The 20617-nt window shown below is 36.2% G+C and carries 16 protein-coding genes; 1 reads left to right on the top strand and 15 read right to left on the bottom strand.

From position 1 onward, the window contains the following. Positions 1–22: 22 nt before the first annotated feature. The 6 genes from ftsX to ACQKMD_RS05435 form a co-directional block, all read right to left on the bottom strand. Positions 23–907 carry a permease-like cell division protein FtsX gene (ftsX, locus tag ACQKMD_RS05460; RefSeq protein WP_427750171.1) on the bottom strand — a complete coding sequence of 295 codons (885 nt, stop codon included), beginning with the start codon at positions 905–907 and terminating at the stop codon, positions 23–25. Next, on the bottom strand, positions 897–1583 hold the full coding sequence (ftsE, locus tag ACQKMD_RS05455) for a cell division ATP-binding protein FtsE (protein WP_427750169.1): 687 nt from the start codon (positions 1581–1583) through the stop codon (positions 897–899). Before ftsE ends, ftsX begins: the two co-directional genes overlap by 11 nt. Before the next feature lie 210 nt (positions 1584–1793). Then, complete coding sequence (locus tag ACQKMD_RS05450) at positions 1794–3005, bottom strand: DUF4097 family beta strand repeat-containing protein (RefSeq protein WP_427750167.1); 1212 nt, start codon at positions 3003–3005, stop codon at positions 1794–1796. A 78-nt stretch (positions 3006–3083) separates the two neighbouring features. After that, a complete protein-coding gene (uvrA, locus tag ACQKMD_RS05445) occupies positions 3084–5951 on the bottom strand; it encodes an excinuclease ABC subunit UvrA (protein ID WP_427750166.1) in 2868 nt (955 codons plus the stop codon). A gap of 5 nt (positions 5952–5956) precedes the next feature. Continuing rightward, the gene (gene uvrB / locus ACQKMD_RS05440) at positions 5957–7939 is read right to left on the bottom strand and encodes an excinuclease ABC subunit UvrB (protein WP_427750164.1); all 1983 of its coding nucleotides are present in this window, start codon (positions 7937–7939) and stop codon (positions 5957–5959) included. A 367-nt stretch (positions 7940–8306) separates the two neighbouring features. After that, positions 8307–8555 (bottom strand): IDEAL domain-containing protein, encoded by a 249-nt coding sequence (locus ACQKMD_RS05435; protein ID WP_427750162.1) that lies wholly within the window; start codon positions 8553–8555, stop codon positions 8307–8309. Between the two features lie 185 nt (positions 8556–8740). On the opposite strand from ACQKMD_RS05435, the gene ACQKMD_RS05430 reads away from it, so the two are divergent. Beyond that, positions 8741–9232, top strand: coding sequence for a competence protein ComK (locus tag ACQKMD_RS05430; protein ID WP_427750160.1), 492 nt, complete (start codon positions 8741–8743; stop codon positions 9230–9232). On the opposite strand, the gene ACQKMD_RS05425 is transcribed toward ACQKMD_RS05430, so the two are convergent. The 9 genes from ACQKMD_RS05425 to fliD all read right to left on the bottom strand — a co-directional run bounded on the left by ACQKMD_RS05425 (position 9210) and on the right by fliD (position 20601). Continuing rightward, positions 9210–9587, bottom strand: coding sequence for a hypothetical protein (locus ACQKMD_RS05425; RefSeq protein WP_427750158.1), 378 nt, complete (start codon positions 9585–9587; stop codon positions 9210–9212). The genes ACQKMD_RS05430 and ACQKMD_RS05425 overlap by 23 nt on opposite strands. 335 nt (positions 9588–9922) lie before the next feature. Then, positions 9923–11024, bottom strand: a protein-coding gene (prfB, locus tag ACQKMD_RS05420) for a peptide chain release factor 2 (protein WP_427750156.1) whose coding sequence is annotated in 2 segments (ribosomal slippage) — positions 9923–10948 and positions 10950–11024 — 1101 coding nt in all. Because the reading frame shifts where the segments join, the coding sequence is not laid out codon by codon here. A gap of 150 nt (positions 11025–11174) precedes the next feature. After that, positions 11175–13685, bottom strand: a complete 2511-nt coding sequence (gene secA / locus ACQKMD_RS05415) for a preprotein translocase subunit SecA (protein ID WP_427750154.1) — start codon at positions 13683–13685, stop codon at positions 11175–11177. 78 nt (positions 13686–13763) lie between these two features. After that, positions 13764–16157, bottom strand: coding sequence for an EAL domain-containing protein (locus ACQKMD_RS05410; protein ID WP_427750153.1), 2394 nt, complete (start codon positions 16155–16157; stop codon positions 13764–13766). Between the two features lie 180 nt (positions 16158–16337). Continuing rightward, the gene (gene hpf, locus ACQKMD_RS05405) at positions 16338–16895 is read right to left on the bottom strand and encodes a ribosome hibernation-promoting factor, HPF/YfiA family (RefSeq protein WP_427750151.1); all 558 of its coding nucleotides are present in this window, start codon (positions 16893–16895) and stop codon (positions 16338–16340) included. 127 nt (positions 16896–17022) lie between these two features. Continuing rightward, on the bottom strand, positions 17023–17415 hold the full coding sequence (locus tag ACQKMD_RS05400; protein ID WP_427750150.1) for a PilZ domain-containing protein: 393 nt from the start codon (positions 17413–17415) through the stop codon (positions 17023–17025). A 115-nt stretch (positions 17416–17530) separates the two neighbouring features. Further along, positions 17531–17947 carry a flagellar protein FliT gene (locus tag ACQKMD_RS05395; protein ID WP_427750148.1) on the bottom strand — a complete coding sequence of 139 codons (417 nt, stop codon included), beginning with the start codon at positions 17945–17947 and terminating at the stop codon, positions 17531–17533. Further along, positions 17890–18294, bottom strand: a complete 405-nt coding sequence (fliS, locus tag ACQKMD_RS05390; RefSeq protein WP_427750146.1) for a flagellar export chaperone FliS — start codon at positions 18292–18294, stop codon at positions 17890–17892. The genes ACQKMD_RS05395 and fliS overlap by 58 nt, the downstream gene beginning before the upstream one ends. A 36-nt stretch (positions 18295–18330) precedes the next feature. Further along, entirely contained in the window at positions 18331–20601 is a 2271-nt protein-coding gene (gene fliD / locus ACQKMD_RS05385) for a flagellar filament capping protein FliD (RefSeq protein ID WP_427750144.1), read from the bottom strand. Between the last annotated feature and the right edge of the window lie 16 nt (positions 20602–20617).

Raw genomic sequence — 20617 nt, 5'->3', positions numbered from 1 at the left:
TCTATTAACATATCTCGTTTACTTATACTTTTAAGAATTTACGTACGGACATGAAACTTCCCCAAACACCGATAAATATACCCATTATTAAAATTAATAAATCTACTTCGATAATAAATGGTGTTACATCTAACAGCTGGAACATTTCACCTTGTAATTTTGGTTGCAATACACTATGTAATTTCACATAAGCAATGGTCACAACCGTAATAGGAATGATAGAACCTAATAGACCTAACCACATACCTTCCAGAATAAACGGAATACGTACAAACCAGTTTGTTGCCCCTACTAATTTCATAATCTCTATTTCTTTTCTTCTCGCTACAATTGTAATTTTAATTGTATTTGAGATCAGGAACATTGCCGTAAATAACAATGCTACGATTAAACCAATTCCTACATTTCTACTAATGTTTAAGAATTTGAATAGCTTTTCAATCTTGCCTTTTCCGTATAATACCTCATATGTATTATCGAGCTTGTCTATCCCTTCAGCTACTGTAGCCGTTTTCTGCGGATCACTAGCCTTTACATAGATAACATTGCGTAAAGGGTTACTTTGTTTAAATAGACTTAAATCTTCACCAAAGTCTTTTACAAGATGTTTAAGTTCATCTTCTTTTGTTGAATATTTGTAAGAGTCTACACCTGACAATTCTTTAATCTGTTTCTGCAAAGTTTCTTCAGCTTTTTTATCAGCTTCTAAATCAATAAGCACTTTAATTTCGACATCATTTTCTAAATCTGTCGCAATTTTATTCAGGTTCATCATTATCATGATAAATACGCCAACTATTAATAGCGTAACCGTTACTGCTGAGACAGAAGCAACTGTCATCCAACTGTTACGACCTATTGATTTTAAACTTTCACGGAAATGGCGACCTATAGTTCTAAATTTCATAGCCGTAACTACCTCCATTTTCATCACGAACAATCAATCCGCCCTCAATAGCGATAACACGACGTCTTATTGTATTAACAATTTCTTTATTATGTGTTGCCATAATAATTGTTGTTCCACGTGCATTTATTTCCTCAAAAAGATTCATAATATCCCAAGATGTCTCAGGATCCAAGTTCCCAGTTGGCTCATCAGCAATGACAACTTTCGGCACATTAACAATCGAGCGCGCAATTGATACGCGTTGTTGCTCCCCACCAGATAGTTCATTCGGAAACATTCGAGCTTTATGTTTTAACCCTACTAACTCTAGCACTTCCATAACACGTTTACGTATTGTAGCAGGTTGTTCTTCAATTACTTCCAGTGCAAATGCAACATTTTCATAGACATTCAACATCGGTAACAATTTAAAATCTTGGAACACCACGCCAATTTGTCGACGGAGATAAGGTATTTCTTTGTTTTTTAGTGTAGTCAAATTCATACCGTTTACGATAACATCTCCTGATGTAGCTCGTTCTTCTCGATACATCATTTTGATAAATGTCGACTTTCCAGCGCCACTTGGTCCTACAATATACGCAAATTCGCCTTGATTAAACTTAATACTTAATCCATTTGCCGCCACAATTCCATTCGGATATTTCTTGTAAACATTCTTCATTTCGATCATTTTTTTACCACCTATTTTCTATAAGCCCAACTCTATTATAAAGCTATTATATCATTGAATAGCCTGTCTACTATTACAATTTCATTTCAATTAAATTGAAATTTCAATTTTAGCTTATTACAAAAAAAATTTGCTGTGATAGCGAATTAATCATAAATTTGTATTAAAAAAACGAAGGAGATCAAATCTCCTTCGCTAAAATTTTTCATATTAAGGATTATATCGAACAACGACAGATCCTGTTTTAGTTTCACCATCAATAGTTAATGTTGAAGTATCCGGTAACTTTTTAGAGAAGCGTACCGATTTTTGTAAAAATTGCTCCTGCTCATTGCGATATTGGACATCCTCCAATCGAACATCCATTTTACCAAGATTAGAAGATACTTCACCTTCTAGTGACAGTGTACTTGGAATATAAAGTTCAACAGCACCTGCAACAGTTTGCGCCTTCACTCTTGTCGCATCGATTGCACGAGTAGTCACTACAACATGACCACTTACGGATTTTGCTTCAATGTCTCGAATAGCACCATCAATATACACTTGACCATTTAACGTCTCGGCTTCAAGGTCTTCTCCAGCTACATTCTTAACTTTAATAGCACCGTTAGCAGTTTCTAAATCAGCACTCTTAAATGCAGATCTTTCACAATCAATTAGACCATTTTTTGTTTTCACTTTAAGTTTACTAACATCCAAATCAGTTAATACAAAACTACCAATAAATAAGTTTGCTGAAATTGCTTCGTATTGTCTTTTCGGTACGTAAAGTACGATATCAACACGCATCGATTTCAAATCACTAATAATACGCAGTTTCCCTTGATCATTCGTGAAGATAAATTTATCGAGAAATTCCTTCTTTATATCTTCCCCTGAACGAACGATTGTAGGTCGTACACGACATTCTGCATGAACGGTTGCATCAGTAGAAGGTCTAATTTGAAGTTGACCATTCGGAATATCTACACTGATATGTGTAAATTCTGTATTGTCTAAAACAAACCGATGTTCAAATGCGCTCTTTTCGCCAAATGTAAAGTCAAAATCAATATCTTTCACTTTTGTAAAAGCCGTATTCATGAAGTCCATAAATTTTGTACTAAATTGTGAGAAATCTTGTTTAATCTCATCAAAGAATTCTTGTTCTGAAGTTGATTTTTGTTTAGTTGACTGTTGGTTTGGTTCTTCTTTTTTCTCGAAAAAGTCCTCGTAATTTGTTTGTTTTTGTTCTCTTTCAGATTGCACTTGCTCTTCTTGATGATTCACCTCATTTTGGCTGGAACCTGAAAAATTCTCTCCAGCTGATGTATGGGTAGCTGTTTTCTTTTCTAATGCTTCAAGTAGTAATATTGCCTCTTGTGCTGTAATGGTGCCATTTTCAAGCAATGTTAAAATGCGTTTACGCTCACTTTGCATTTTTCGGCCTCCTTTTACGTATTACTATTATTTACGAAAGTTTATGGAAAAAGTTTCACATACCTAAAGAATTTGTCTCTACTTATTTGTAGCAGTTGTCAATACTTTATCCATCCTTGCTCGATCGCGTTCGATAATCGGCTTTAAATAATGACCTGTGTATGATTCTTTTACTTTCATTACCTCTTCAGGCGTTCCAGTCGCAATAATCATACCACCTTTATCTCCACCTTCTGGACCTAAATCAATTAAATAATCAGCTGTTTTAATGACATCCAGATTATGTTCAATTACTAAGACCGTATCACCACTTTCAACTAAACGTTGTAATACTTTTAATAATCGGGCGATATCTTCTGCATGTAAACCAGTTGTTGGTTCGTCTAATATATAAATTGACTTACCATTTGAGCGTTTATGCAACTCAGACGCTAATTTTATCCGCTGCGCTTCTCCACCTGATAAGGTTGTAGCAGGCTGACCAAGTTCCATATAGCCTAAGCCAACGTCAACTATCGTTTGTAACTTACGGGCAATTTTAGGGATGTTCGTGAAAAATTCGACCGCGTCTTCCACGGTCATTTTCAAAACATCAGCAATACTCTTATCTTTATATTTTACTTCTAATGTTTCGCGATTATAACGTTTACCATGACACACTTCACATGGTACATAAACATCAGGTAAGAAATGCATTTCAATTTTAATAATCCCGTCACCACGACAAGCTTCACAACGTCCACCTTTGACATTAAAGCTAAAGCGTCCCTTTTTATATCCCCGAACTTTCGCCTCATTCGTTGTAGCAAAAACATCACGAATATCATCGAAAACACTTGTATATGTCGCAGGGTTTGAACGTGGTGTACGACCGATTGGAGATTGGTCGATATCAATTACCTTTTCAAGTTGTTCGATACCTGTAATTTCTTTCACTTCACCTGGCTTCACCTTAGAACGGTTCAGTTTTTGAGCTAGCGATTTATATAGAATTTCATTAATTAACGTACTTTTTCCTGATCCTGAAACTCCAGTTACAGCAATAAATAAGCCAAGCGGAATCTCAGCTTTGACATTCTTTAAATTATTCTCTTTAGCACCTTTTATAGTAATAAAACGTCCGTCTGGCTTACGACGTTCTGTTGGGAGCGGAATGAATTTTTTGCCACTTAAATATTGTCCAGTTAAAGAATGTTTATCTTTCATAACTTGAGCAGGTGTTCCAGCAGCAACGATTTCTCCACCGTGTACACCAGCTCCCGGACCAACATCGATTAAATAATCTGCCGCTAGCATCGTGTCCTCATCATGCTCAACTACAATTAAAGTGTTACCGATATCACGCATATTTTTTAGTGTATCAATTAAACGGTCATTGTCCCTTTGATGCAAGCCAATTGATGGCTCATCAAGAATATACAGAACCCCTGTTAAGCGCGAGCCAATTTGAGTTGCTAAGCGAATACGTTGTGCTTCCCCACCTGATAATGTACCCGCAGCACGGTTTAATGTTAAATAATCGAGACCAACGTTTACAAGAAACCCTAGACGTTCTAGAATTTCCCTTAAAATCAAGCGAGCAATTTGCATATCCTTCTCAGAGAGCGATAAAGTCGAAAAGAAAACGTATGCGTCCTTAATGGCGTATTCCGTCACTTCTCCAATATGTTTGCTATCAACTTTTACCGCCAATGTCTCAGCTTTTAAGCGGTATCCTTTACAAGACGGACAGTGTTGCTGTGCCATATACTTTTCCATTTGTTCGCGTATATAATCAGAAGACGTTTCACGAAAGCGTCTTTCAATATTACGTAGGACACCTTCAAAAATAATATCTTGGTCACGAACATTACCGAAGTCATTCTCATAATGGAAGTGGATTTTATCCGTGCCTGAGCCGTTTAAAATCTTATCCATTTTATCTTTCGGTATTTCTTCAACCGGCATATCCATATCGATGTCGTAATGGTCACAAACTGCTTTTAATAGTTGAGGATAATATTGTGAACTCGTTGGTTCCCAAGGTGCGAGTGCATTGTCATTTAATGTGAGACTCCAATCAGGAATAACGAGTGTTGGATCGACTTCTAATTTTGTTCCTAAACCATCACATTTTTGACAAGCACCAAATGGACTATTGAATGAGAACATTCTCGGTTCCAATTCTCCAATTGAAAAGCCACAAATTGGGCAAGCGTGATGCTCACTGAATAGTAGTTCCTCATGCTCCATTACATCAACCATTACACGACCTTCTGCCAATCTAAGTGCCGTCTCCAGGGAATCACTCAAACGAGCTTCTACGCCTTCTTTTAATACAACACGGTCAATAACCACTTCAATACTATGTTTTTTATTTTTGTCTAATTCAATATTATCATCTAAATCACGCAACTCTCCATCGACACGAACTCGAACATACCCTTGCTTTTTCAAGTCTTCAAGAAGTTTCACATGTGTCCCTTTACGCCCTGCAACCATTGGAGCCAACAATTGCATTTTCGTACGTTCAGGAAATTGCACAAGACGATCAACCATTTGCTCCACAGTTTGCGACGTAATTTCTATACCATGATTTGGGCAAATCGGTTTGCCGACACGCGCATATAATAAGCGCAGGTAGTCATATATTTCTGTGACGGTTCCAACTGTTGAGCGTGGATTTCGGCTTGTTGTTTTTTGGTCAATAGAAATAGCTGGCGATAGCCCTTCTATTGCATCAACATCCGGCTTATCCATTTGACCTAAAAATTGACGAGCATATGCGGATAAAGACTCCACATAACGTCTTTGGCCTTCTGCATAAATCGTATCGAACGCGAGAGATGATTTTCCAGAACCTGATAAGCCAGTTATTACAACGAGCTTATCACGCGGAATTTTCACATCCACATTTTTCAAATTATTTGCACGTGCACCTTGAACGATAATTTCTTGGTTTTTCAATTCCTTCATCCTTCCGCTTTCAGTTCCAGGATTGTATCACGAAGCTCTGCAGCACGTTCGAAGTCGAGCGCTTTTGCGGCATCTTTCATTTCTTTTTCTAAAGATAATAAGAGCGTTTCTCTTTCTTGCTTTGTAAGTTTTTTACCCTTCATTACTTTCGTTACGTATGTTTCTGGTTCTTCTGCTGCCTGAGTTGCTCTAATTACATCGCGAATTTCCTTTTGAATAGTTCTTGGTGTAATCCCGCGCTCCTCATTATAGGCTGCTTGGATTGTACGACGTCGATTCGTTTCGTCGATCGCTTTTGTCATCGAATCCGTCATACGATCTGCATACATTAGAACGTGACCATTCGAATTACGTGCTGCTCGTCCAATTGTTTGGATAAGCGAACGCTCTGAACGTAAGAAGCCTTCCTTGTCTGCATCCAGTATGGCTACTAAAGATACCTCTGGAATATCGATACCTTCACGTAGTAAGTTAATGCCGATTAATACGTCGTATGTTCCCATACGTAATTCACGAATTATTTCGATTCGCTCTAACGTTTTTACTTCTGAGTGTAGATACTGTACCTTGATCCCAATTTCTTTTAAATAATCCGTTAAATCTTCAGACATTTTTTTCGTTAAAGTTGTGATTAATACACGTTCATTTTTTTCAGTCCTTAAATTAATTTCATGGATTAGATCATCAATCTGCCCTTCAATTGGACGTACTTCAATTTCTGGATCAAGTAGACCAGTCGGACGAATAATTTGCTCTACCATGTCAGGTGTATGTTCCAATTCATAAGGTCCTGGTGTAGCAGAAACGAAAATCGCGTTATGAACATGTTTCTCAAATTCTTCAAATTTTAACGGTCTATTATCAAGTGCTGATGGTAAACGGAATCCATGATCAACTAAAACGCCTTTGCGCGCTTGGTCACCATTATACATTCCACGAACTTGAGGTAGCGTAACATGACTTTCGTCCACAACTAACAAAAAATCCTCTGGAAAGTAATCTAATAATGTGTAAGGTGTTGCGCCTGCTGGTCTTAGCGTTAAATGACGCGAATAGTTTTCGACACCTGAACAGAAGCCCATTTCACTCATCATCTCTAAATCATAATTTGTTCTTTGCTCTAAGCGTTGTGCCTCAAGTAATTTATCTTCTTCACGAAGTTTCTCAAGCTGTTCCTTCAATTCAACTTTTATATTCTCGATAGCTTTTATCATCTTTTCTTCCCGTGTAACGAAGTGGGATGCTGGGAAGATGGCGACATGCTCTCGTTCGCCGAGAATTTCTCCTGTTAAAGCATCGACTTCACGGATACGTTCTACTTCATCACCAAAAAATTCTACACGCAAGCATCTCTCATCTCGAGATACCGGGAAAATTTCGACAACATCACCACGTACACGAAATGTTCCGCGTGTAAAATTAATATCATTGCGTTCATATTGAATATCTACTAGTTTACGTAACAATTGATTCCGTTCTATGTCCATTCCTGTTCGGATAGACAATACCATTTCTCGATATTCTTCTGGTGAACCAAGACCATAAATACAAGAAACAGACGCGATGACGATGACATCTTCTCTTTCAAATAATGACGAAGTTGCAGAATGTCGAAGCTTATCAATTTCATCATTAATACTAGAGTCCTTCTCGATATATGTATCCGTTTGAGGTACATAAGCTTCTGGCTGATAATAGTCATAATAGCTAACGAAATATTCTACTGCATTATTTGGAAAAAACTCTTTAAATTCACTATATAATTGACCCGCAAGTGTCTTATTATGCGCAATCACAAGGGTAGGTTTTTTGACTTCTTTAATAACATTAGAAATTGTAAATGTTTTACCCGTACCAGTTGCTCCTAGTAAGGTTTGGTGTTGTTTACCTTTACTGACACCTTCGACAAGCTCTGCGATTGCTGCTGGCTGATCGCCATTTGGCTTGTATGGTGAATGTAAATCAAATGCCTGAACCATAGCCACGTCCTCCTTGTTACTAATTACATTTATTTTACCATAGCAAATTGGAAATATCGAGCAATAAGCGAACATACGTTTTTCGAAATAGTTTCATTGATTTGGCGATAATTATATTTTGAGGATACTTGTTATTTAGCATTTTCCTCTTTTTTTATCCACGATAACTTCAGAATAAAACAAGATTAAATCAGCCCTTCTAACGTTACTTACACTTTTTTTACTTACCCACCCTTTCGCGACAGTTCATCCAATAAAAAAATCGTCCCCATAAAGGAACGATTTTGCTATGTTATAAATTCTCTATGTATAAGCTGAAAACTTATACTAGCATGTCTTATATCAATCAATAATTGTCTAACAATGCTTATCCGATAGTTGTCTGTAATTTCTCTAATTCTTGTACGTATTGATAAAAGGCGACTTCATTTCTTTCATCTAAAGCCAAGTCAATACAAGCTAATAGATACTCTTCAGTTTGTGCACGATGTACATGGCTTAAAAACAAATCTAAATAGATCGTATCCAACAATTTCTCAGCATTATTCGTGCTATCAGTTCGTCCAAGAGCTTTTAAAAAATCGGTATAGGAATAATATTTATCCAACGATCTCACCTCGAATGCCTTTTTTCTATTATAAGAAATTTCAGATAAATAAGCAATCTTATTTTATATATTAGGTAATATTTAGGGTTTTTCATTGTTATATTCCATTTATTCGTTGCACTTTATACCAATTATAGTTAAAATGATAGTGAAATTATACTAATTTCGATTATTTTCGAAAGGGGGAATATAGATTGGAAGAAAAAATTACAAAATTATCTAATTTTACTTTGTCTTTTAGTACGTTTGCACTTATGCCAGTTTTTGAGGGTAATAGCATTTACACGAGAGTAATTGAAAAGGAGAGGGAATTTCTTGTAGATGCAAGACCATCTCGAGTAATCCATAAATCTTGTTCTGACTATGGTACTTCTTTTAAGCTTGCTACTAACAAGTCAAAAGAATATCTTGGCGCACGCCATAAACTACCCATTGTTGTTGCATATGATTATGGTACACCTTGTATTTTCATGCCCACTTTATCGCCAAATTCGCACTATAATGTTTGGTTTGCTATGCATGCAATTGAGTTTTTTGAAGACGCTGGTCCTTCAAGAAGTCTTGTTTCGTTTAAAAACGGACAAGATATAGAAGTAGACGTTTCAGTTATCACAATGAGAACTCAACTAGCGATGGCATACTTTTTACAGCAACGTTTTGAGATTAAACGTCCTTCTCTTTTTTAAATTGGACTTGTGTTAAATATATTGTTAACAGTTCTTCTACTCGGTTACGTAATCGAATATTAGAATACCTGCGATGTTCTTCAGTATTATTGTAAACAAAGATATATTCAGAAAATAACTCATCACGATTTCCTCGCATAATTTTAAGCCGGTTTTTTTGCAAATATTGATGAGCTGCATTTAATTCACTTTGCACCTGTTTCATCGCTTTATGCACTAAATCGATATATGGCCGCTTCAATTTGAATGTTCCTTGTTCAAATGCTTTACAGTCTCTTTCTAAAATGGAAAGTACCATTGGTAAGTAAATAACTGTTTCAAGCACTACAAGAGCTTCATTTGGGATACGCGACATGCTTCCACCTCCAAAATAAGAACATTTGTTCTTATTTTATATTTTACTACGTTTATAAGAAATTGCAAGTAAGAAGCATACCCTTTTTACTTGCAAAAAAGCCATTCAACGAATTACACCGTCGAATGGCTTTTCATAGTTAAAATCAATTATGCCTCGGCATAATTGTGTCCGGAATCGGCTTTGTGCTTGCACAAAGAACTCCTTTCCGATTCCGTGACATCCGCCGGAGGCTTTAACTTCTTTCAGCGGGTGTTTGGACACCCGCTGAAAAGCAGCTTAAATCCGCATTCATCTCACCACCTATAGAGGTGGGAGACTTCTGCTGAAAGAAGTTAAAGTTTAGAACGTAAGTAAGCATTGATAAATTGATCAATGTCACCGTCCATAACATTTTGCACATTTCCTGTTTCAGCACTTGTGCGGTGGTCTTTTACCATTGAGTATGGGTGGAATACGTATGAACGAATTTGACTACCCCAGCCAATTTCTTTTTGTTCTCCACGAATTTCATCCAATTCTGCTTGTTGTTCATCAATTTTCAATTGATACAATTTAGCTTTTAACATACCCATTGCTTTTTCACGGTTCTTAATTTGTGAACGTTCAGCCTGACATTGAACAACTGTATTTGTTGGTAAATGTGTAATACGAACAGCGGAGTCAGTTGTGTTAATATGCTGACCACCAGCACCGGTTGCACGGTACGTATCAATTTTCAAGTCCTCGGTACGAACTTCAATTTCAATTTCGTCGTTGAATTCAGGCATCACATCACATGATACGAATGAAGTATGGCGACGACCCGATGAATCGAATGGCGAAATACGTACAAGACGGTGAACGCCTTTTTCAGCTTTTAAATAGCCATATGCATTATGCCCTTTGATTGCTAATGTAACTGACTTGATGCCAGCTTCATCACCAGGTAAATAATCCATTGTTTCTACTTTAAAGCCGCGTTTTTCAGCCCAACGAGTATACATACGTAATAACATCGAACCCCAATCTTGAGACTCGGTACCACCAGCTCCTGGGTGAAGTTCCAAGATTGCATTGTTTTTATCATAAGGTTCACTTAATAACAATTGTAGTTCAAATTCTTTTAATTTTGCTACGAACTCTTTTAACTCAACGCCTAAATCTTCTTGTAATTCTTCATCAGGTTCTTCACGTAATAGTTCTAGTGTCATTTCTAAGTTTTCTTGCGTATCTTCTAATTCTTTATATTCATTCACAATTTCTTTCAAGCCTTTTGACTCATTAATAATATTTTGTGCTTGTTGTTGATTGTTCCAAAATTCTGGTTCAAGCATTAATTCATCAAATTCTTGTATTCGTGCCTCTTTGTTTTCTAAGTCAAAGAGACCCCCTGAAGTCCGCTAATTTCTTAGCTGAATTGTCTAACTCGTTACGCACGTCTGCTAATTCAAACATTGATTGTATTCCTCCAAATTTGGTTTGATTATTTCACAATAATCTGCGCCTACATGATTCCCCTTAGGACGGCATAAAACATGAGAGGATAAAATCCCCCCATGTTTTGTTAGTTGCCACCTATTCATTTAATCATACAATTAGGCATTATTATACTGCACCGTGACAGTTTTTATATTTTTTACCGCTACCACAAGGACATAAATCATTACGACCAATGTTAGCATCCTTGCTGCGGACTGGTTTTTTCTTCACTGTTTCGCCGTCTTCTTTAGGGTTAACAGCTTGGCCTTTCGCCACCTCTTCACGTTCTAGATTACTACGGATTTCAGCTTTCATCGCATATTTTGAAACATCTATACGGATAGCTTCAACCATAGCATCGAACATTTCGAAACCTTCTTGTTGGTATTCGCGAAGTGGATCAGTTTGACCGTATGCACGTAAATGGATACCTTGACGTAATTGATCCATAGCATCGATATGATCGATCCATTTAGAGTCAATTGCACGAAGTAAAATAACTTTTTCAAACTCACGCATACGCTCTGGTGAAAGTTCTGCCTCTTTCTCATCATAATGAGCTTTAATTTCTTCGCGAATTTCATCTAAAATACCATCAACTGATTTACCTTGTAAATCTTCAACGGTAATAACCCCTTCAGGTAATAAATTCGCTGCAACGAAGTCTTCTATTGCTTTTAAGTTCCAATCATTTGTCGAATCTGCTGAAGTATAAGCGCTAACTGTGTTTACTAATACTTCATCAATCATCGTTTCAACTAAATTGCGCATATTATCAGTTTCAAGAACTTCGTAACGTTCTTTATAGATAATTTCACGTTGTTGACGCATAACATCATCATATTGTAATAAACGCTTACGAGAGTCGAAGTTATTACCTTCAACACGTTTTTGCGCAGATTCCACAGCACGAGATACCATACCAGATTGAATTGGTTGAGAATCATCCATGCCTAGTTTAGTCATCATATTCTTCATGTTATCAGAACCGAAACGACGCATTAATTCATCTTCAAGAGAAAGATAGAACTGAGTCACACCAGGGTCACCTTGACGACCAGCACGACCACGTAACTGATTATCAATACGACGTGATTCATGACGTTCAGTACCAATTACAGCTAAACCGCCGATATCTAATACTCCATCAGCTAATTTAATATCTGTACCACGACCAGCCATGTTCGTCGCAATTGTAACAGAACCTTTTGAACCGGCATCTGCAATAATTTCAGCTTCGCGTTCATGGTTTTTTGCATTTAATACTTCATGTGGAATGCCACGTTTTGTAAGTAAATGCGAGATTAATTCTGATGTTTCAATTGCAACTGTTCCTACTAGAACTGGTTGCTTGTTTTTATGACGTTCTGCAATGTCATCTGCAACAGCTTCAAATTTACCCTTCATTGAAGCGTAAATTAAATCCGGACGATCATCACGAGCAATCGGTTTATTTGTAGGAATTGTTACAACTTGCATATTGTAAATGTTACGGAATTCCTCTTCTTCTGTTTTCGCAGTACCTGTCATACCAGACAACTTTTCATACATACGGAAGTAGTTTTGGAACGTAATCGTTGCCATTGTCATGGATTCATTTTGAATCTCAAGACCTTCTTTCGCCTCGATTGCTTGGTGAAGACCATCGCTATAACGACGACCATCCATTAAACGACCTGTGAAAGAGTCAACGATAACAATTTCACCTTCTTGAACAACATAGTCTACATCAAGATGCATTGAAGCATGTGCTTTTAACGATTGGTTAATTGCATGGTTTAAACCGACATGTGTTAGATCAAAAAGGTTGTCGATATTGAATGCACCTTCAGCTTTTTCAATACCTTGCTCTGTTAACGTAACACCTTTTGTCTGTTCTTCATACGTATAGTCTTCTTCTATTTTTAATGTACGTACGAATGCATTTGATTGTTTGTACAGTTGAGCTGATTTCGCAGCTTGTCCAGAAATAATCAACGGTGTCCGTGCTTCATCAATTAAGATGGAGTCAATTTCATCAATTACAGCATAGAAAAGTGGACGTTGCACACGTTCTTCTTTATAAAGAACCATGTTGTCACGTAAGTAATCGAACCCTAATTCATTATTAGTACTGTAAGTAATATCACAATTATATGCTTCACGCTTTTCATCTTTAGTTAAACTATTTAAGTTCAACCCTACAGTTAAACCAAGGAATTCATAAAGTTCACCCATTTGTGAAGCATCACGACTTGCAAGGTATTCGTTGACCGTAATCACGTGTACACCTTTACCAGTAATCGCATTTAAGTAAACAGGTAAAGTAGAAGTTAACGTTTTACCTTCACCAGTTTTCATCTCTGCGATATTACCTTCATGAAGAGTACCTCCCCCCATAAGCTGTACGCGGAATGGGAACATACCTAAAACACGGCGAGCTCCTTCACGAACAACGGCAAATGCCTCAGGACGAAGCGAATCTAAATCTTCACCATTCGCATAGCGTTCTTTAAATTCTTCTGTTTTTGCTTTCAATTCTTCATCAGATAATTTCTCTATTTGTCCAGCAAACGCCTCAACTGCATCTGCAACTTTTGTTAAGTGTTTAATTTCACGTTTATTAAAATCGAAAACTTTATTTAATATGCCAAGCATTTATCTTCACATCCCATATAGTCTCAAAGTTCATTTTAACACTGATTTGATGCTTAGTGCAAATGAACCGTAGTTATTTTACAATTGAATTTCTCCATATTTTTCATCTACAAATGTGAAAAGTCCTTCTTGTGTTATAGGTCTACTATAAAAATACCCTTGCACCTTGTCCACTTGTAGCGTATTTAACATCTGCATTTGCTTCTCTGTTTCAACGCCTTCTGCCACCACTCTTAGTCCTAAACTATGTGCCATTTCAATAATATAATGCACCATTGTTGCCTTTTTAGGGTCCTCGTCCATTTCTTGAATAAATGAGCGATCTAGCTTTACTTGATCAATTGGTAAGCGACGTAAATAATTGAGTGAAGAATAACCTGTTCCAAAATCATCTAGAGCAAGAGCAATCCCTAGTTCTTTTAACGCTGAAAGTTTTTCAATTGTTTCCTCTAATCGATCGATGACAACAGATTCTGTAATTTCTAACTCAATTAAAGAAGGCTCAATATTATATTTTGCAAGCGCCGTTTTTACTTGCTCTACAAAATTCCGTTCTCTTAGTTGCACCGAACTAACATTTAAACCAATGTGATGTAGTCTCGGATAATGCTGCTTTAGCATCTTCGCCATCTTAATTCCTTCGTCAATGACCCAAGCACCAATCGAACGTATATGACCAGAACTCTCCGCTAAAGGGATAAATTCATCAGGTGACACCATTCCCCATTCTGGATGATTCCAACGAATTAAGGCTTCTGCACTTTCCATATAACCTAAAGAGAAATTAAATTGCGGTTGATAAAATAACTCGAACTCATTATTCTCAAGTGCTGTTCGTAACCCAGCCTCCAAACGCATCTTCTTTTCAAAGCTCTCTTGCATCTCACCTTGAAAAAATTCAATTCGGTTTCGCCCCTGCTTTTTAGCTTCAAAAAGAGCCGTATCTGCCTTCGCCAATAAACCTGATCTTGTTATGCTATCACTCGGATATCTTGCAACACCTATAGAAGCAGTGGCGTATATATCATGACCGTTCAAATCGAATGGTTCATTAAATAGTTGTAGTATGTCGTTTAGTTTACGTCGAGTTGCTACCTCACAATTTGATTTAAGTAATAGTATAAATTCGTCCCCACCGAAGCGACCTAAATATTTATTTTTACTTAACATCGTTTGCACTCGTTGCCCAACTTGAATTAATAACTCATCACCAAAAGCATGACCATGAGTATCGTTTACTTCTTTGAAATTATCTACATCAATAAAAGCGACAGTCATTCCTTCATTTCGCAAGCGACAATGACGAATTCCGACATCTATCCGACGCTCAATGGAGCTACGATTTGGTAGTTTTGTTAGCATATCAAAGCTTGCTTGAAAATTCAAAATTTCCATCTGCTTATGTAATTGTTGACCCATATATTCCGCTGCATCTGCTATTCTTCCTATTTCATCTCTACTATGAACATTGATTTTCTTTGTAAAATCTCCCTTTTCAATATACTTTAATTGGTCTACAACGGAGTTGAAATCTCTCATTGCGTAGGACATCACAGCCTTAATCACAACAAGTAAAAAAACAATTGCAATAAACCAGAAAAAAATAATTCTCTTTTGGAAATCCTTTAAAGGTGCTAAAACCTTCTCTTCTTGGACGTAAGCACCCATTTCCCAATCACTATTACTTACTTTGCGTAATTCGACATAATATTTGCCCCTATTAATTGGAACAGTAGAGCTTACGTTCAAAGGAATATGCTCGTTTTTAAATAATGGCCACATTCGATTTTCATCGAATAATATTTGACCATCTGATGAAAAAAGAACGATATTCTCGCCTGTGATTCCACTTGATTTTGCAGTAGGCAAAAGATTTCTTAGCGCCATATCAATACCTATATAGCCTAGTCTCTTATCATTTTTAATAATTGGATAAATTACGCTAATAGTACGCGTTTTCGTACGTTCATTTTGATAGGGCTTTGTATAAAAAACGCCTTCATTTTTTTTAGCTAGTGTAAACCAATACCGCTTTTTTATACCAATCAAATCCTCAGCCAACAGTCCTGAATTCCCTACAGCAATTTCTCCATCAACATCAGAAATCCACATGCGATCAATATGACTATTGTTGCTTTTGGCATCATCTAATAATTTTTGTACAGACTTATTTAGGTCATAAAATTTCGCAGTATCACGTGCATTTACTTTCTGTAAGTATGCTCCTACTTCTTTTTTTTCACCAACTCGCTCTGTAATCAATCTTTTCTGGAATAACTCATTTGAAAATTGTTTCTCAATACTTTGAATTTCAAGTGAAAGTTCCTTTTCCAATAGCTGTAATTGTATTTTCTTTGTATTCGAATATGTGTAAGCTGCAGTAAGTATAAAAAAAGAAAGTACGACAATTAACATAGGTACTAAAACTTTCCAAGTAAAGCTTATTTCATTCAGCCAAAACTTTTTAACCACTAACACACCTCATCTTATAATACATTGGAACTAATATATACCTATTTTATTACATGGAATAAATATTGCAATATAAATATTCATTTGGAATAAAAAGGTATTTTGTGCATTTTTTTATGTAAATCTTTTTTTATAAAAAAACACCCCTCATTTTAAACGAGGGGTGTAAAGATTAATTTGTTAGTTAGTTTCAATTAAGCCATATTTACCGTCGCTACGTTTGTAGACGATGTTCGTACCATCTGTCTCTGCATCTGTAAAGATGAAGAAATCGTGACCAAGTAGGTTCATTTGAAGTACAGCTTCCTCATGATCCATCGGTTTTAATGAGAACTGTTTAGTACGCACAATCGCTAATTCGTCCTCTTCCTCAGCAACAGCTGTTGCTGTCGATGATTGAACTGTAGCAAAGTAATAGCCTACACCTTCACGGTCACGGAATTTTCGATTCACTTTTGTTTTGTGTTTACGAATTTGTCGCTCAAGTTTGCCAATAATTAAATCAATTGCAGAATATAGATCTGCATTGCGCTCTTCAGCACGTAATGTTAGGTTTTTCATAGGAATCGTTACTTCAACTTTGGTTGCCTTATCATTGTAAACCTTCAAGTTAACGTTAGCAGTTGCTTCGAAATCTTCGTTGAAATAGCGCTCCATTTTTTGAATTTTGCTTTCAACGTACTCTCGAATTGCTGGAGTCACCTCAATATTTTCACCACGAATGTTAAATGTTAGCATGTAAACTCCTCCTTTATTTCAACCATGTCTTACTAATTCTACATTTCCCTAAAAACTCCTTCTTAAACCGGAAAAAACTTTTAAAAATTTTAGGGAATTCGTAGAAATTTGTCGAAATATTGAACACTTAATTCTCAGATGACGTTTTATTTTTAATTACTTCGGTACGTCGTCTCGCTTTCAGTTCTGAAATAATCATCTCTTCAACCGCTTCATCTTCATCTAGATCAATACCATAAAGAAATGAACCATAATCAAATTTTTTCCACTTAACTTCACCTAAAGTACGAATAGGCTTCGAATAAAGAATAAACGTCAACTCCATTCGAATTATATAATTCTCCGCGGGTAAATTTAATGATGTCGATAACTTCAAGCCACTCGGACTCATATCTAAAATCAAACAGTCGACTTTACTCGATAATTTACCCTGTTCTTTGCCATCCATACACAAACGGAAATCAGCTTTAACTGGCTCTTGAAGAATATGGCGAAACGACTCCAGGCGATTGTATTTCATTAGAACTCACCTTCTCTTTTTATATAAAATTCATTATATACAAATTGTTTATATTGGTAAATATATAGGTATAAACGATTATAAAACCCTCCTCATTGGATGAGGAGGGTTGAAATTAATTTTTTCGGTCATAATACATACCATCCATAGTTTGAACAGAGGCATATGGATTCGTGTACTTTTGCTCCGATGTTTTAGTTGTTTGAAGTTGCTGCATATCAGTTTTAATTAAATTTTTCACTTTCAAAAGACGTTCTTGAATTCCTTTATCCAACTCAAGAAGATTCTTTAAAAGAGGATGATTATTCAATGCATTAGGATCATTTGCTTGTAAAGCGTCGATGATGGCTCCACGAGCATCCAAAAGAGTATCTATTTTTTCTATATAAGCATCACGGTCTTTATCAGCTGGCAAATTGGTTAAGTGTGAGTAAAGCTGTTCTGAGGCAATTAACAATTGCTGTACATTATCCATCAAATCTGATTCCCCGTGAATTGTTGTTGACGATTTAAACGAATTACTTCTTTCCAAGTATCACGGAATCCTACAACATATCCTTCAACTTCATCAATAATCGCTACATCATTTTTTATATTTGCTTCAACTAAACGACGATTCATATATTCATATAAATTCAGCATTTGATTAGAAATCTCAATATCCATGTTTAATGTTGACATTAACTCAGAGATGACCGCTTGTGCTTTTAGTAGATTCGAATTTCTCATTTCTATATCTTTTGCCTCAATAGCTTGTTTGCTTTTATGCAAAAATTTAATGCAGCCATTATAAAGCATTAATGTAAGCTCACCAGGGGATGCCGTCGTCACACTATTTTGTTTATAGGCTTGATGTGCTGATTGTGCTGCCAAAATCATACAACTCCTTCGAAATGTTTACTACTATTATACCAGTTATTGCGCACTAAATTGCGATAAATAACCCGATTGTGTATTTGCTTTATTAATAGCCGTCTCCATCGCTGTGAATTGTTTCCAATAACGTGTCTCTATATCTTTCAAGCGTGCTGTTAATGCTGTAATACGGCTATCGGTATCAATTAAACTCTTACCAATAGAATATTGATTATTAGTCATAGTTGAACGACCGGCTTTACTTTCAATATTCTTAGTAAATTGGGTCATTGATTCGCGCAAACGTTGGACAATACCACGTGTATCTCCCTCAGCTGCATCTTTTTTCCCACTTTGCGTAATAGTTTGAACAACTTTATCTGGATCATCTGTTAAAGCCTTACGCAATTTTGCTTCATCAATAATCAACTTTCCACCATCATTGAAAGAACTTGATGTTGTAATACCCATTTCAGCCATTGTATCGATAACGTTATCGCCCAAACCTGCTACTTGTCCATAAATAGCACTTCTCATATCAGATAGGCCGTTACGAAGTATGGCATCACTACGAAGTAAACCACTTTTTGCCTTTTCATCCCAAAGTTTTTGTTCACTCTCAGACATTTCCTTACGCTGTTCAGAAGTTAAAGGTTTATAATCACGATACTTTGTTTCTTTTACTTGATCATTTAGCCCGGCAATTAACTCATTATATTTTGCCACAAATTCCTTAACCTTATCTACCATAGCATCTATATCATTGGACGATGAAACTGTTACTCCTCCAGTAGATGGAACATCTAAACTGCCATCATCTTTAATACTGGTTTCATTAAACGTACCATTCAGCGTAATACTATACCCTGAAACACTAAATGTATTAGATTGGCTTTCCATAACTAAGCCGTTAATGGCATACTCTGCATTTTGACCATGTGTACTAGCTAAGTCAAATGTTTCCACACCATCTTTCGTAGAACCTACAGAATTAGTACTGAATCCTAAAGCAGTAAATAAATTTTTACCATTGTCGGTGCCATCGTTAACAACTTGGATTTCATTTGTACTACCATCATTTACTTTACCTGTATTATTAGCACTTAAAGACATCTTTCCGTTTGAGAATAATGCTGTCACTCCTGCACCCGAAGCGTTTAAGCGTTTAACAAATGTATCAATTGTATCTGTTTTATTATACTGAATTGTTGTTTTTTTTGTACTTCCATCAGCTTGTATGACATTTAATGTGAAACTACCATCTTCTAAACCTAAATGACCTAACGCAGTTGATCCAGTTGGAGCCTTTGCTACACTCTCATCTGTAAAGTATCCTGTAGTTGATTTAGAAGAAGTAGTGCTAATTCCTAGCTTCTCCAATTCTTGATAATCTAGATCTGAAGTTGCTTTTACTTCTTTACCCTCTTTATCCGTAATAGATAACTTTCCTGAGCTAGCATTAAAAGAAGCTCTGAGTCCAGTACCCTCTAAGTTCAGACGATTAACAAAACTTTCAATTGTATCATCAGCTTCAACTGTAATTATTTTTGCACCTTCACTAGTCTCAACAGAAAAAGACCCTACGTTTAATTTAAATGTGGATAAAAGTTCATCTTTTTTAGCATTCACTTTTTTGCCTTCATCAGTTTCTATTTGTAAAGCCTTTGAAGTACTGGTTGTAGAAAATCCGAGTTCTTTTAATTTATCAATACTAGATAAATCAGCTGCACTATAAGAGACATTTGTACCTCCAATATTAAATTGCCCTGTATTTACATCGAATTTAGTTGTGTCTAACCCAGCAGCTTTGAATTGTGCTACTAAATTATCTACTGTCGTATTTGCATCAATTAAAATAGCCTCTTTGGTAGTCGTAGCTACACCATCTACAGTTTTAGTAACAGTTAGGTTAAATTCCCCGGCTGTTACACCCATATCTGTTAACTTATCATTACCAACAGCGTAGCGTTTAGAAGTATGCTCAACATTTGTAATATCTACTCTCGCTGCAGTCGCTATTTGCTTAATTGACTGTATATTTAATGAGCCTGTAGCGCTTGAACCCGCACTGATTGAAACTTTGCTACTATTAGTACCAGTTACAGAAGAATTTTTTTTAGCAAAATTACTAGTTAAACTAAAGTTGTCAAACAAATAATCACTGAATGTTTTCAGTTTTGAATTTACAGTACGATATGCATCTCGTTGCCACTCATATGTTTGCTTCTTTTGATTCAACTTATTAAGTGGTACACGTTCTGCATTCATTAATTTCTCAACTAAACTATCAATATCCATTCCGGACGCTAGTCCACCTACACGAGTTACCATATCCAATTACCTCCTA

This window comes from Viridibacillus sp. NPDC096237, from assembly GCF_050278625.1.
Classification (GTDB): Bacteria; Bacillota; Bacilli; order Bacillales_A; family Planococcaceae; genus Viridibacillus.
Note: the sequence above shows the minus strand (reverse complement) of the source record. Positions and strands in the feature narration are given on the sequence as shown.

Bases quoted from the DNA above. Each gene is read 5' to 3' on its own strand.
- ftsX (WP_427750171.1), bottom strand. From the start codon at position 907: ATGAAATTTAGAACTATAGGTCGCCATTTCCGTGAAAGTTTAAAATCA.
- ftsE (WP_427750169.1), bottom strand. From the start codon at position 1,583: ATGATCGAAATGAAGAATGTTTACAAGAAATATCCGAATGGAATTGTG.
- ACQKMD_RS05450 (WP_427750167.1), bottom strand. From the start codon at position 3,005: ATGCAAAGTGAGCGTAAACGCATTTTAACATTGCTTGAAAATGGCACC.
- uvrB (WP_427750164.1), bottom strand. From the start codon at position 7,939: ATGGTTCAGGCATTTGATTTACATTCACCATACAAGCCAAATGGCGAT.
- ACQKMD_RS05425 (WP_427750158.1), bottom strand. From the start codon at position 9,587: ATGTCGCGTATCCCAAATGAAGCTCTTGTAGTGCTTGAAACAGTTATT.
- secA (WP_427750154.1), bottom strand. From the start codon at position 13,685: ATGCTTGGCATATTAAATAAAGTTTTCGATTTTAATAAACGTGAAATT.
- hpf (WP_427750151.1), bottom strand. From the start codon at position 16,895: ATGCTAACATTTAACATTCGTGGTGAAAATATTGAGGTGACTCCAGCA.
- ACQKMD_RS05400 (WP_427750150.1), bottom strand. From the start codon at position 17,415: ATGAAATACAATCGCCTGGAGTCGTTTCGCCATATTCTTCAAGAGCCA.
- fliS (WP_427750146.1), bottom strand. From the start codon at position 18,294: ATGATTTTGGCAGCACAATCAGCACATCAAGCCTATAAACAAAATAGT.
- fliD (WP_427750144.1), bottom strand. From the start codon at position 20,601: ATGGTAACTCGTGTAGGTGGACTAGCGTCCGGAATGGATATTGATAGT.